This window comes from Pseudogemmobacter bohemicus, assembly GCF_003290025.1.
Taxonomy (GTDB): domain Bacteria; phylum Pseudomonadota; class Alphaproteobacteria; order Rhodobacterales; family Rhodobacteraceae; genus Pseudogemmobacter; species Pseudogemmobacter bohemicus.
On the sequence record NZ_QNHG01000003.1, the window covers coordinates 19,304 to 33,537 of the forward strand.

Here is a 14,234-nt window from a genome sequence, read left to right on the forward strand (position 1 = left end):
GCAGGGCGGACAGACCAATGCAAGCCCCGGCAAACGCCGGTTGCTGTGTCAGGGTCCGCGATGGGGGAAAGCAAAAGCGCCCGCGAGGGGTTTCCTCCGGGCGCAACTCTTCGACAATCAAGGGGTACGTCAAGGGGGCTAGAAATGTCAATCCATTTTGTGGCGTGGAATCAAGGTGTTCTGCCGATCTGGCCTGAGGGTGGCTTCCGAAGATGGCTTTTCTGGCCAAATGAACCCACCAAGTGGACTCCGTGGCTTCCAAAAGGAATCCACCCTGGCCACCGATGCTGTCGGGTAAGGTTCTGAAATTGAGTCACAATTTCCCGCAGGGCCGCCGGGGTGGCTTCCAAGTGGATTCCCCGGTGAAGAAGCCAGTCGCTAGCGAAATGCCGCGCTCAGCCCCCCCGTATACAGATTGCGCCCGGGAGGAACCATGCCGGGGGGCCTCAGCTTTCACCGAGCCACTACCCTGCCTGATCAATCGGTCTGATCAAGACCCTTTGAGGAAATCATCGACGAACTCGGACACCGGCGTGATGCCCGTTACCAAAAGATGGTCGCGCGCACGGGTGCATGCGACATAAAGCAAGTGCCGTTCGGTGTTGTAGACCTCTTCAAGGTCAGCATCATCAGCCACCGATTCAATGCGGTCCGATTGCGGAATAACATCGTCGTCGCAGGCCATGACGACGACTGATCGGAATTCCAGGCCCTTGGTGAAATGCATCGTGCTGATGGCGACAGCTCCATTTTCGACTTCGACCTTGTCGTTCAGTTCAACGGCGCGCGCACCTGCAGCCTTCACCGCAGCCCGAGCGCGTTTCAGTTCCGCATCGGACCGCACGAAAACGCCCACCTCACTGGGCGCACAGCCCTCCCTCAGCCGTGCGCTGATCCAATCGCCGACGATGCTGCACTCATTGCTAGCATCCGTGCACGCCACGACTATAGGCGGCGGGCCGTCGAACATCGACACTGTGCCACGCCGTCCCTCAGCGTTTCCGTCAACGTCAGAGACGGTCGCTGGCAACAGTCTGTCAGCGTGAAGCCGGATCTGATGCGATGTGCGATAGTTGATTCGCAACGTGTGCGAACGGCCGCGAACATCAAGGCCCAACGCCTTCCACGAAAACGGCTGCTGGAAGATGCGCTGGCCGAGATCGCCCGCGAAGAAGAGGCCATCATTTCGGCCTTTAGCGATTGCTGCGAAGAACCGCGCTTCAGCCACACCCAGATCCTGCGCTTCGTCTATCACTGCAAAATCAAAGGGGCCGCTACCCTTCGCGGCCATGCTTTCCGACAATCGACCAAATACATCGGCCCACGTCACAATGCGTCGTTCCAACAGGCCCGCCCTCACGCGTTCGAAAATTGCCCAGAGAGCTTCGCGCTGTTTGCCGCCGATCCTGGTCTTTCGACCAAGGCGCGAGACGTCCCGATATTCGTCCCATGTGCGCAGCTGCCATGCGTCGACAACGTCCTCCCATTCACCCACAAGGAAGTGAGCTGAGAAGCGGTGGCCTTCGATTTCCGATGCAGCCTTGATGATCAGTGAACGGACCATCGCGGGTGCCGCGATCTGTGGTTGGCCGAACTGTTCGGAATAGAGGTCATAGCCAACCGCCGAGATCGCCTTGACGACAATTCGGGCGGCGATGGCTGGCTCGCCACCCACCAAGCTGGCCAATTTGATCCGCAGGGAATTTGCCAGCGCCTTTGAAAAGGTCGTCAGCAGGACAGTGGAGTTGGGGTTGACGCGCGCCAGATAGACCGCACGGTGCAATGCGACGATTGTCTTGCCAGTTCCTGCCGATCCAGACACTCGGGTCGGGCCGTTAAAGGACCGCTCGACCAGGTCGGCTTGGGCGGGGTGCAGGAATACCGCCCATTTGTCCCAAGGGTAATCCAGCGCTTGCTTCAGTTCTTCTGCATTGGTCAGCACACGGAAACGGCGCTGGGCATCGGGATGGGCAAAGGGGTCCGCCTCAACCGGTGCTGGCTCGGGTGGTTGCACTTTCTCGCCCACGGCCAGCTTCAGCAGCGCTTCCTGCGCCTCTTGCGGCAGGTGCTCGATGAGGTCGAACAGGGTTTCTTCGGTAGCCGCCCGGACGTCGTTCACCCATTCCTCGGGAACGCCAAAGGCCATCAGTTCGAATTTGCGCAGGTTGTCGAACAAGCGAGCGGCAGGTTTGGCGGTAGGTGTTGGGGCGACCACTTCCCTCGGCTTGAAGATCTCCACCTCTTCGACCCGTTCGCGCACCTCGACAAGCTGCATGGCGCCGGTGGTCGGGTGTCGTTCGATCTTGCGCCGTTCCGCCCATTTGTAGGCATCGTCGTGGTGATCGACATAGACAAGCAGGATGCTGGCGGCCGTGCGATGGACGATGATCCGGATGTCTGCATTCACCCGCACGGACCAGAAGTTCGTATCTTTGGCGCGGTCGAGCTTGTGGAAGGACAGACCGTTCGAGGTTGGGTCGAGCTGCAGGTCGAAAGCGGTAGTCTTGACCGCCTTCTGCTCTTGCGCAGTCAGGCGGCCGAGGCTGTCGGTAAAGGTGTCGGCGATCCGAAATTCCATCAGTCCTCGCCCCCTGCGCGACGCTGTCCAGCCATCAGGGTGTTGATGATGTCGATGTAGCGGCCCGCAACCTGCGCGACCTCTTTGTGCGCCAACTCGATGATCTGCCGGATTTGTTCGTTTTCGCTGATCGGAACATAGTTGTGGCGTTCCATGTGCGATTCGATCTGCGCAATCCGATCTGGATAATTGGACAGGAAGGCGCGGAAATCCTTGTCGCCCTTGTTCGCGTTGCAAGGCTTGCAACTCGGGACAAGGTTACCGAGCCGATGTTCGCCAAGCGATTGCTTGTTGATCGGCACCACATGATCCATCAGCAACTCGCCGTCCTGCCCACAATAAGCGCAGCGCCTGCCAAAGGCGTCGATCACCTGTTGCCATTGCTCTGGACCAAAACTCTCGTCGCCGAAGTTGCTTAGGATGTTGCGCACCAGCAGGTTCTGGGCGTTTCCGATGGCATTGCCTTTGAACCGGCCCCGAGAAGCGCGCACGGTTCTGTCGACGGACATGGTGTCACTGCTTGCACCCCCAGGCGCGGCGCGGGCAGCTTCGATCACATCGATGCCCTGTCGTTCCAGATACCGGACGAGGCTGGATCGGCTCTTGCTGGTCGGAGGGTCGAACCATTGGCTGGTGACGCGGACGGTTCTGCCGCGCACGACATAGATCTGTGACCAGTACCGCCGGTTTTCCACGGCCGAGATGTCTTCGACCGGCTTGCAGAACGGAAAGTTGACGTCCAGCGTGGCCTTCGAATAGGCGCGATCACACAGCCGATCAAACTCTGAATGATCCCGCTTTTCGCAGTATTCAAAGATGATCGGGATGTAGTGCTGGATCAGCGCGCCAATTTTCATCACTCCACCGCAAACACCTTCATCACCTCGTCGCCGAGGTGGTTGATCACCTTCACCGCGATCCGGCCTGACTTCGGCTTCGCGAACGGACGCGACGTATCCGAATACAGGCTCTCCCAGGCCTCCTCGTCGATCTCGGCCTTCAGCGTGGTTTTCAGCGCCTTGTAGGGGTCGTTGGCGCCGAGGAAATAGGCGTGGCGGACGAAGAACGACTCCTCGTTATAGTCGGTGTCCAGCATCCACAGGGCGATGCCGTCGGTGCCTTCGCTCTGCACCTCGCCGGTCTGGGGCTTGAACACGTCCACGCCGAAGACCTGGACTTGCACCATGCCGTCGCCAGCAGCGGTGATCCGGATGTCTGGCTCGCCGAAGATCACGAACAGGTTGCCCACGCCGGTGGTCTTCAGGTCGCCGCCCATGTGCAGGTCGGGGTTCATCCGGGCCTTCAGGATGCGGATGCGGCCCAGCTTGTCGAACTCGCTGCTGTGCGCGTCATAGTTGAAGGCGCAGGCGATCAGCACGTCGAAACCGGCATCGCCCGCCTCGCGCGCGGCGGCCACAAGGTCGGGGCGGGACACCGTGCCGAACTCCGGCCCGATGAACACGCCCGCGCGGCGCTGGGTGTCGCCTTCCATGAAGGTGCCCTCGGCCGCGATCCAGTTGCCGGGCCAGCCCTTCAGGCTGGTGAAGGTGATCCGGTCCTCCTTGTGCGCCTGCTGCACGCCTGCGGCTTTCAGGTTCTCCAGGATCATGTGGGCGAAGTCGGTGAAGTCGCGCGGGGCCTCGGCGGCCTTGCGCTTGCCCTCGGCGGCCTCGTAGGTGTCGATCAGCTCGTCATCCCAATCGACGGCAAGGGTGCGGTGGGGCGACAGGCTTTCCACGGTGAAGGGGCCTGCGACGCGGGTTTTGCCGTTGTCGGAGAAGGGCTTGTCGTAGAGGTATTCGAACTCGGCCTTGGCACTGATGCTGGCGTCGATTTCGCGTTGGCGGGCGATGCGCGCCTCCCAGAACTGTTTCAGGGCGGCTTGCGCGGTAGCGGGCCAGCCGGAAGGGGCCTCGCGTGGGATTTCCCATTCCATGAAGCTGTTCGCCGGGGCCATTTCGCCGGAGGGGAGCTTGACCTGCCCCGTCGCGGTGAAGTCGATCTTTGCGCCTGCGCGGCCACCGGTTTCCACCTTGAATTGGGTGGGGTGGCCGGCAAGGGCGGCGTTCAGGGTGGCGATGGCGTCTTCGACGGCGGGCTGGAGCCTGTCCCAGATCACGTCGATCTCGGCGTTGTTGGCGATGGATTTGAGCGTGATGTGCGGCACGCGGTCGTAGACGAAGCCCTGGCGGATGCTGCCGTGGGTGGGGGTGGATTTGGGGATTGATCGTGTGACCTCGGCCTCTTTCTGCTGCCCCTCGACGCTGTCGGCCAGCAGGTAATAGGGATAGCGCGCGCCCATCAGGCGGGACCGGGCGAGGGCGATGGCGACGCGAGAGGTGTCGATGGTGATCCAGCGCCGCCCCCATTGTTCGGCGACGTAAGCGGTGGTGCCCGAGCCGCAGGTGGGATCGAGCACCAGATCGCCGGGGTCGGTGGTCATCAGGATACAGCGTTCGACGACTTTGGGCAGAGTTTGCACGACATATAGTCGATCCGCGCCAAATCCGCTCGTTTGCGTATCAGTCCAGATGTTGAAGAGAGGAGTTACGTTGTAGTCCTCTAAATAGTTCACAAAGCGAAGAGTCTTTCCCTGTGCCACGAACCGATCCGCCGCAGCGACGACTTTCAAGCCTGCGGTGTGAGTCTTCCAGTGCGAATTGCTTGAAGGTTCATAGACTGATCCACGCCATTTCATTGGCTGATCCCGTGCAGACGGGCCATCAGAGAACATCGGATATGGCTGCATGATCTTGGATCGATCAGGGATTGGTTCCTCACCACGCTTTTCTTTTGCGGTGAGCGGTCTGCGTTCGCCAATTTCAGTTTCGATCCAAGTGTAGTTTGTGGCTCCTTCATCGCCTGGATTTTTTGCATCAAATAGCTGTCGATATTTGAGTTTTGATGCAGATTTTGAATACCAAAGAATGAAGTCCACTACGTTTGCCAATGCACCCGAACTCTGGCCACCGGTCTTCTTGAATGTGATCTGAGATACGTTGTTGTCATCCCCAAACACCTCGTCCATCAGCGCCCGCACGCGGTGGACGTTCTCGTCGCCGATCTGCACGAAGATGCTGCCGCTGTCGCTCAGCAGATCGCGCGCCACGGTCAGCCGGTCGCGCAGGTAGGTCAGGTAGGAATGGATGCCGTCCTTCCAGGTGTCGCGAAAGGCGCGGACCTGTTCGGGTTCGCGCGTCACATGGGTCTTGTCGCCATCCTTCACGTCGCGGCTGGTGGTGGACCACTGGAAGTTGGAGTTGAACTTGATGCCATAGGGCGGGTCGAAATAGATGCACTGGACCTGACCGCGCAAGCCTTCACGCTCGGCCAGGGATGCCATCACCGACAGGCTGTCGCCCGAGATCATCCGGTTCGACCAGTGCTGATCGTGCTGGTAGAACTCGGTCGCGGCCTCGGCATCGGGCAGGCCGTTGAAATCGGCGAACATGTCGAACTGCGGGGCGTCTTTGGCCGCCTTGGCCCGGTTGGCGCTTTCGCGTTTCAGGTCGTCGATGATGACCTTCGGGTGGACCTTTTCCTGGATATACAAGGGGGGCGCCTGAACGATCAGGTCGGACCAGTCCTGCTCATCCTTGCCGCGCCACACCAACTGCGGGTCCAGATCGCGGTTGCGGCGTTCGTAGGCAAGCTGGATGGGGGTCTTGTCCTGATCGCGCATCAGGCTTTCGAACTCGGCCGTCGGGATGTTCTTGCGCGTGGCGTCGTGGGTGAGGGTTTCGACCTCGATGGGTTTCTTGGCCATGGGGTCAGTCTTCCAGTCGTTCAGGTTTTGTCAGGGACTTGCGCTCGTCCGAGACGAGGCGCCGTTCCACCTTTTTGATGTCTTCGTCGGGTGCAAGGGATTCTGGACGGATGCCGCGGCTGAGCAACGTTTTGCGCACGGCGTCGTTGTTGGTGAAGTGTTCCGACGAGATTGCCCGTTCGGACTGCATGTTATGTTCGCGGGCGTTGAAAATCGTGATTTCCGTCGCAAAATCCTTGGCTTTCAGGATGATCGTCGGCGCGAAATCCGCCAGGGGGCGATTGTCCGGCACCTTCCAATGCGACTTCATCGCTGCAGTGGACTTGCCAAACAGGGCGTGGTCGCCCTTGCTGCGGATCGTTGCGAAGTCCTGGTTGCCACCCGTCTGTTCATAGATGACGCCTGACAGTTCCTTTTCGGTTTCCGTCAGCTTCTTGCGAGCAGCAAGGCGTTCGGATTCCAGCATGCGCTGCTCGATCAGTTCGGCACGGCGGGTCTGGATGGCAAAGTAGGTCTGGGCGAAGGCAATCTCGGACTTTGCGGGGTCGCCGTTCTGGGCGATCAGGTAGCAGGCAAAGCGGGTGAGCATGATGTCGTCGATCTCGCGGCGGCTGCCGGAGCCGAGTTCGACCATTTTCCCGACGTCGGCAAAATGGTCACGGACGTCATGGCCAGACACCTCGCAGGCCGTCTTTGCCTTGGTGATCACATTCAGGAAGTTGTCCCACTTGGCATATCCGAGCAAAATCTGGAGATCGCGGGCGAGCCAATACTCGACTCCCGACTCGGTTTGCTGTGCGTGGACTTCAAAACTGACGGTGAGTTGCTGAATGACTTCGGTTTTCACGCCAGTACCCCTTCGGAAATATGCTTCTTTATCAGATTGTTGAACTCTTCTTCCATCTCATAGACAGCCGTAAACTCGGCAAAGGCCCAGCGCCCGAATTTCTCAAGGTTGTTGACGCCCGGTACCCAGTAGCTGCGCATGGTGTTGGCCTTGTCCTTGGCATCCTCGCCGCGGTAGCCTTTGACCTCGACGATCAGGTTCAGCGGGTCGGGCATGCCTTCGGAAGTGACGCTGCCATCGTCGATCTGGACGATGAAGTCTGGGATATACTTGCGCGGGGTGGAGCCGTGGAGGTAAGGCACCTCGAGGCCCAGCCCCTGGTTCTTCACGTATGACATCACGCGCGGGTGGCTTTCGGCGACCCGGGCAAACTCTGCCTCCCAGTCGCTGTCGCAGACCACCCAGTTGACATGCGACTTGTCGCGGCGGGTCTGCCAGCGAAGTTCCTTCGAGGTGGTGAAATTGACGAAGGCGGTGGTGCCGGTGGGGTTGTAAGCGTCGAGGATTGCCTTGACCGGGTGTTCGCCTTGGAGGGTCAAGGTGATGGCCGCCTTGATCCGCTCGGCAGCCATGTCGGCTATTTCCTTGTAGACCAGTTGGGCGGGATAGGTGCCGCCTGTGCATTTCAGATAACCACCGTCCAGCCACTGGCGGGTGATGCGTTTCAGCTGGCCGAACAGGTGCAGCTTCGGTTCCTCGCCCGGGTCGCGGTACTTCGTGTAGAGCAAGTGTCGCGCCAAGTGGAACAGGATGGTGGACGCGCGCATGTCCTCCAGATGTTCCAAATTTAGGTCCACACCTTCGCCTATGATCCCCTGATTGGTGGTTGTGGATGGGCCAAGCAGCTGAGGCGTCAGTTCGAGAACGTGATCCGGGCCAAAATCTGCCTCGAGCCGTTCATCCGGCAGCTCAACCCTGTAACCCTCGACTCGAGGAAAGGTGATTTCTAGCGCGTCGCGGTCGGGTTTGACGGCGTGCACGCGGACGGTTTCGCGCGGTTTGGCCGGAGGTGACACCACTGGCTTGGCGGCGAAATCGAAGGGGATGCCAAGGACATCAGCGTATTCGACGTTGAAAAGGCCGTCATCGTTCAACTCGTAGGACTGACGCCGCAGCGCCCGGCCGACGACCTGTTCGCACAAGAGCTGGGTTCCGAACGCGCGCACACCCAAAACATGTGTGACGGTGTTGGCGTCCCAGCCTTCGGTCAGCATGGAAACGGATACGACGCAACGGATCTGTTCGCCGAGTTTGCCCTTCTTGCCGACAGTGTTCATCACCTCGCGCAGCAGGGTGGATTCATCGATCTTGTCGCCAGCGTGCAGGTCGCCTGTGCGTTCGATCATTTCGCGCTTGAACTGTTCAATTTCCGTCGCAGCCATTTCGCGGAAATCCTTGTCCAAAGCTTCCCCGGATTCAAGCTGGGCGGAGTCGATCAGGATGGTGTTTGGGCGCGGCAGCCGGTTGTCGAAGTCGTCGTAGTTGCGAAACAGCGCAAGTCGCCCATTTTCCAACACAGAGCTTTCTCCGTCATCCTTTTCGCGAATAAAGCCTGAGACGTATTTGTAAATCAGTTCGGATGTCGCCGTATTGTTGCAAACGACGATAAAAACTGGCGGAACGCCGATCCCTTCTTCCTCCCAAAGGTGGAAGGTCTTTTCGTAATGACCGTAAAGGGCTTCAAGCGCGGTCAGCAATTCTACTGGCAGGCTGAGCGGATCGAGTGCTTTACCTGCAGATCGCCCTTTCTTTGGAAGCTTCTTGCCAATGTGCTCCCAAAGATTGCGGAACTTCGGCGTGTCGCCGCCTGGGATGTTGTCAGCAATCGGCACACGCGGCAGTTTCACGATGCCACACTCAATGGCGTCCATCAGGGAGAAGTCAGACATCGTCCAGGGAAACAGCGTTCCCTCTATGTAGCCAGAACCGCGCAGGAAGAACGGCGTCGCAGACAGATCGTAGACCAGGCTGATCCCCAGCTTGCGTTTGACCGCTTCTAGCCCCGAAATCCACATCCTGGCAGCTTCGTTGTTCTCCTTGGCTTCGCTCTTGTCATCGCCTTTCAGCTCGTCCTCTGTCTCGCCGACAGCATCCTTCACGCGTTCGCGATAGCAATGGTGCGCTTCGTCGTTCAGAACGACGATGTTCTTCTGGCCCATCAGGTCGCCCATGACCCTTTGGATCATCTCGCCCTCGGTTTCCAGCGTCTGAACCTTCTCGCCGCGCCAGCCCTCAAGTGCCTGTCGCGTACCTTTGGCGATCACAAGTTTCTCGCGCAGTTTGAACGCATGGTAGTTGGTGATGACAATCTTGGCGCTCTGGATATCGCGCAGCATGTCGGGCGGCGTTATCTCGCGGCTGCGATAGTAGCTTTCGGGATCGTTCGGCAGCAGAACACGCAACCTGTCCCGGATCGTGATGCCTGGCGAAACAATAAGGAACCGGCTCGAGAACTGTTTGCTGTTCGGGTGACGCACGGCGTTGACCGTCTGCCAGGCGATCAGCATTGCCATCACGGTAGTCTTGCCCGCACCGGTCGCCAATTTCAGTGCAAGACGCATCAGTTCCGGATTGGCCTGTTCGTTCGCCCCCTTGATATGCGCCCAGAACTTGGCGACACGCGGCCCCATCTTGGGCGCAACCTCGGTCAGCCAGATGGCAGTTTCCACCGCTTCAATCTGGCAAAAAAACGGACGGATGCCCTCGAACTTGTGGTGCCGCCAATGTTCCAACAAGCGGGCGGTCTCTGGTGTGACCAGCCATTGATCAGGGTTTGGCAGGCCGCGCCAGGTTTCGACATAGCCCCTGATCTCGTTAATGATCGGGGTTGGGTTGTATTCCTGATCTGTCGTCGAAAGATCGTCGTTTGCACCAAGAAGCAGTGCGCCCTGTTTCGTGTTCTGCCGCTGCTTTTTGGTCTTTGGAACTGGAGTGATGAGGTCCGAGCGTCGCCGATTGTCTAGAATGCGATTGGTCGGCTGGCCATCGGGATCAAGTTCCCAATGCCTAGCTGGGTAGGCGTATGGTGAATTCAGAATTGGCTTCTCAAAAAACTGCTCAGACATCCGAAGAACCTTTTCCGATGTTCGCTTTCGTTGCAGCCTTTTGCTCGTCGATCCACGCGTCAAGGTCGTCGTGTTTGAACCGCCATTGCCCACGCACCTTGAACGCCGGAATCTGGCCCGTCTGCGCCATCGTGTAGACAGTTTTCTCGGCAACCTTCAACAAAACCGCAACCTCTGGCAAAGTGAGAATAGGGTCCGCCATGGACCTGCTCCTTCTCGAAATGTTTAGAGTGAAGCTGCCAGACTTTGCCAGACTTTACTAGCGCTGGATTGCTCTGAGTTGTGAAGAAAAGCGCGCGTGCGCCCGAAACGATGGTCAGCAGACCGAAAGCGATGGCGACGATGGCAGCGACAGTCAGGGAACGGGTGCGGGTGGGCATGGCCTTCTCCTTTGTTCAGGCGTCCACAAGGCGACCATCGCGCAGGTGGATCAGGCGGTCGAAGCGGTCGAAGATCTTTTCGTCATGGGTCACGGCAATGATGCAGGCCTCTTGTTCGGTTGCGAGTTTACGCAAGAGATCCATCACAAGTTGCGCCCGACCACTGTCGAGCGCGGCGGTGGGTTCATCGGCCAGAATGATGCGGGGCCTGTTGGCCAGCGCGCGGGCGATGGCAACACGTTGGGCCTCTCCCCCTGACAGGAGAGCGGGTTTGACCTTGGCGCGATGTCCGACCTCCAGATAATCCAGAAGTTCGCGCGCACGGGCGCGGCCCTTCTCCGCAGGCCAACCGGCAAGATCCAATACGACCGAGACATTTTCCTCTGCCGTCAGAAAGGGCAGAAGGTTATGTGCCTGGAAAATGAAGCCGATCTTGTCCAGCCGCAGCCGCCGCAGATCGCTGCGCAGCCATTTGCCGTCAAACACCGCGTCCCCGTCCAGTTCGACCCGGCCAGCGGTCGGGGCAAGAATGCAACCTATGACGTTCAAGAGCGTTGTCTTCCCGGACCCCGATGGGCCTAGCAAGGCGATGACCTCGCCCGCGTGCACGCGCAGATCAATGGAGCGCAGCGCATCGACACGGGTCTCACCCTCGCCATAGTGTTTAGCTACGCCCTGCACATTGACCAGAATATCGCCCGGGGTCATGTGTCAGCCCCCGAGTGCAGTAGCGGGATCGACTTTCAGTGCCGCGCGAACGCCAAGTCCCGATGCGACAAGGCAGACCACCAGAATGATGCCGGTCAGCACGAGTGCGTTGAAGGGCTCCAGCACAACGCGGCGGGGGAAGTTGTCCTTGACCAGAAGGATCAGGGCGAGACCGATACCTAGGCCAGAGATGCCAAGGATCATCGCCTGTTGCACGATCAGCGCCACGATGGTGCGGTCCGGCGCGCCGATCAGTTTCAACGTGGCGATCTGCTTCAGCTTCTCCATCGTCATCGTGTAGATGATCAACGCTATGACCACGGCGCTGACCGACAACAGGATGCCCAGGAACAGTCCGATCTGTCGCCGTGCCCGATCCACGACCGATGCGAGCAGGAGGTCTTCCTGTTCGGCCTGGCTGAGGGCGGCGAGGTGTTTCCATTGTCGCACCGTGGCCGTGAGAAGCGCCACATCCGCCCCCGGTTCAAGCCGGGCAATCACGGCGGCCACGGTTGCGGGACGGATACCCTGATCCCCGCGGGCGACCTGCACGCGAGCGGCCGCGGGGTCAAGCGCGGTCTGCAGGGACAGCGCGTCGGCCAAGGTCACGTAGACGGCCGGATCGCCACCTGAATTCATCGCGTCTTCCACCAACCCCACCACACTGAACCGGTCACGGCCAAGACGGATGGTGTCACCCAGCACGAGCCCGGTCTTGCGGTCGGCCAGCAGTTCGAAATGGCTCGTGCCCAAGCTGCGCCCCTCGGCGATGCGTTGCGGCCCGCCGGGGCGTCCGGGTTCAAAGCCGATAACGTAAAGGCGCAGCGTCTTGCCCGCATGCGCGGCCTCGATCGTCTGGTAGGTGATGGCACCAGCCTCGGCCACCCCGGGCATGCGGGCCACGGCGTCGCGGGTGTCTGCCGGGATGGCCGAGGCTTCGGCAAATGGGCCCTGCGTTCCCGCCTCTACCACCCAGATATCGGCGGCGGGGGCTTTCACCACCGCCAGGGCATCGGCGACAAGGCCGTTGTAGATGCCGATCATCGCCAGCACGACGGTCATCAGAAGGCCAAGCCCGAAACAGGTCAGCACAAAACGGAAAAGGCCGTGGCGAATGTCCTTGATGGCCAGGTTCATGGCGCGGCCTCGATGCGTGCCAACCGCCCCTCGTCCGCGCCCTGTGGCGGAGCAGCGACGATCTGCGCGCCGTCTGGCAGACCGCCCGTCACCTCGACCCGACCGCGATCATCCCGCGCGCCAAAGGCCAGCTGAGCTCGTGCCAGCCGTCCATCCTGCACGATCCAGACAGTGCCACGATGGCCGTCAAAGCCCGAGATGGCGATCTCGGGCACCATCAGGGCGCTGGCGCGCATGCCGGTCAGGACGCGCACCTCGGCCTGTTCGCCGAGGAACATCTGGGTCGGACAATCCGTGCAGGTGAGCCAGACGCGGCGTTCTTCGTTCACCCGGTCGCTTTCGAGGCCTATGCGGGCGATGGTGCCGTTGTATTCGCCAGCAGGCTGTGACCGCAGGCGAATAATGCCAGGCTGACCAACTGCCAACTGGCCCGCGCGTTCTTCGTCGATATAGGCCTGAATCCAGATCGTAGCGGGATCGATCAGCGTAAAAATCGGGTCGCCCGCGCGGACCACGGCCCCGGCCTCGGCAAGGCGGGACACGACTAACGCGTCGAAGGGCGCGATCAGGCGGTGGTGATCAAGCAACGTCTGTTCAAGTTCCAGAGCCGCGGCAGCATCCTGCCCTTGCGCGCGGATGACTGCCAGTTCGGCCTCGGCAACAGCCAACTCGGCGCGGGCGACATCTTCATCGCGCTGTGCTTCCTCTGCCCGCTGGACAGGCGCGTTGTCCTGCCGCGTCAGTTCGACTTGACGGCGATTGGCGGCTTCGCGCTGCGCCAGAATAGCCTGCGCGCGGACTACAGCCGCCTCGGCCTTGGCCTGATTGGCGGCATTGGCCTCAATGGCAGCGCTCGCTCTTGCGAGGCGGGCCTCTTGCTCGGCCTGATGCAGTGCGGCTAGGTCCTGGCCCTGTGACACGCGGTCCCCGGCATCGGCTGACAGCGACAGAAGCGCCCCACCAACCTCGAACCCCACGCCTGCGAGCACTCGCGCCTCGACTGTGCCAAGACCGTAGATGCGCAGGGCCACGTCGGTTTCGGTCGGAACCACCGCCACCGTCAGCGGACGCTCGGTCAGGAATACCGCTCCGGCACCTGCCGCCACGACAACCGCCACTGCATATAGCCAGATCTTGCGCATCAGTCAGACCCCCTTTGCCGCAAGCAGGCGCAACTGGACATCCAGCAGGCGCAACCCTTCGGCGTGCAGGGCAAAATCGCGCGCGCCGAGCGACCATCGAATAGCCACCCCCTGAACCAGTGAGGCCAGTAGCAATGCCGCATCTGCTGCCGCCACATCGCTGCGCAGGGCATGGGTCTGCTGACCTTCTGCCACCTCGCGCGTCAAATGGGCCTGAAAGGTAGCCAACCGCCCCCGGAAAGCCGCCCGGAGATCCGCATTCTCGACATTCAGTTCGCGCGAGAAGAGGAGCATGGGCATCGCGGGCGTCGCCGCGATCTGGCCCAGTTGCGCCCCGATCAGCGCCTTGACGCGTTCAACAGGAATGTCGGCCTTTGCCAGCGCCGCATCCCAGGCCGTGGTCAGCGTTTCCGCCACATGATCGGCCACCGCGTTCCACATCGCGGCCTTGGTCGGAAAGTGCCGGAATATGGCCGCTTGCGTCACGCCGACCTCGGTCGCCACCGCACCTGTCGTCACCCGGTCCGGCCCAATCCGGTCAGCAAGGCCAAGGATCGTCGCTACGATTTCAGCCTTCCGCAGATCGGATGTTTTGCGCACGGCTACGCTCC

Annotated in this window: 10 protein-coding genes; all 10 read right to left on the reverse strand. The window is 60.5% G+C overall.

The window, feature by feature from the left end; all coding sequences use genetic code 11:
• Positions 1-490: 490 nt before the first annotated feature.
• The 10 genes from DRF71_RS14865 to DRF71_RS14910 all read right to left on the reverse strand — a co-directional run bounded on the left by DRF71_RS14865 (position 491) and on the right by DRF71_RS14910 (position 14,223).
• On the reverse strand, positions 491-2,578 hold the full coding sequence (locus DRF71_RS14865) for a UvrD-helicase domain-containing protein (RefSeq protein WP_112311369.1): 2,088 nt from the start codon (positions 2,576-2,578) through the stop codon (positions 491-493).
• A complete protein-coding gene (locus DRF71_RS14870; protein WP_112311370.1) occupies positions 2,578-3,435 on the reverse strand; it encodes an HNH endonuclease in 858 nt (285 codons plus the stop codon). Before DRF71_RS14870 ends, DRF71_RS14865 begins: the two co-directional genes overlap by 1 nt.
• Positions 3,435-6,344, reverse strand: a complete 2,910-nt coding sequence (locus tag DRF71_RS14875; protein WP_112311371.1) for a site-specific DNA-methyltransferase — start codon at positions 6,342-6,344, stop codon at positions 3,435-3,437. Before DRF71_RS14875 ends, DRF71_RS14870 begins: the two co-directional genes overlap by 1 nt.
• 4 nt (positions 6,345-6,348) lie before the next feature.
• On the reverse strand, positions 6,349-7,191 hold the full coding sequence (gene dinD, locus DRF71_RS14880; RefSeq protein WP_112311372.1) for a DNA damage-inducible protein D: 843 nt from the start codon (positions 7,189-7,191) through the stop codon (positions 6,349-6,351).
• On the reverse strand, positions 7,188-10,256 hold the full coding sequence (locus DRF71_RS14885; protein WP_112311373.1) for a BPTD_3080 family restriction endonuclease: 3,069 nt from the start codon (positions 10,254-10,256) through the stop codon (positions 7,188-7,190). The genes dinD and DRF71_RS14885 overlap by 4 nt, the downstream gene beginning before the upstream one ends.
• Entirely contained in the window at positions 10,249-10,458 is a 210-nt protein-coding gene (mads1, locus tag DRF71_RS14890) for a methylation-associated defense system helix-turn-helix domain-containing protein MAD1 (protein ID WP_112311374.1), read from the reverse strand. Before mads1 ends, DRF71_RS14885 begins: the two co-directional genes overlap by 8 nt.
• Positions 10,459-10,651: 193 nt before the next feature.
• Entirely contained in the window at positions 10,652-11,344 is a 693-nt protein-coding gene (locus DRF71_RS14895) for an ABC transporter ATP-binding protein (RefSeq protein ID WP_112311375.1), read from the reverse strand.
• Between the two features lie 3 nt (positions 11,345-11,347).
• Positions 11,348-12,481, reverse strand: a complete 1,134-nt coding sequence (locus DRF71_RS14900; RefSeq protein ID WP_112311376.1) for an ABC transporter permease — start codon at positions 12,479-12,481, stop codon at positions 11,348-11,350.
• A complete protein-coding gene (locus tag DRF71_RS14905) occupies positions 12,478-13,623 on the reverse strand; it encodes an efflux RND transporter periplasmic adaptor subunit (protein WP_112311377.1) in 1,146 nt (381 codons plus the stop codon). The genes DRF71_RS14900 and DRF71_RS14905 overlap by 4 nt, the downstream gene beginning before the upstream one ends.
• Positions 13,624-13,626: 3 nt before the next feature.
• Positions 13,627-14,223: a TetR/AcrR family transcriptional regulator gene (locus tag DRF71_RS14910; RefSeq protein ID WP_198672231.1), complete on the reverse strand. Its 597-nt coding sequence runs from the start codon at positions 14,221-14,223 to the stop codon at positions 13,627-13,629.
• Positions 14,224-14,234: the final 11 nt, after the last annotated feature.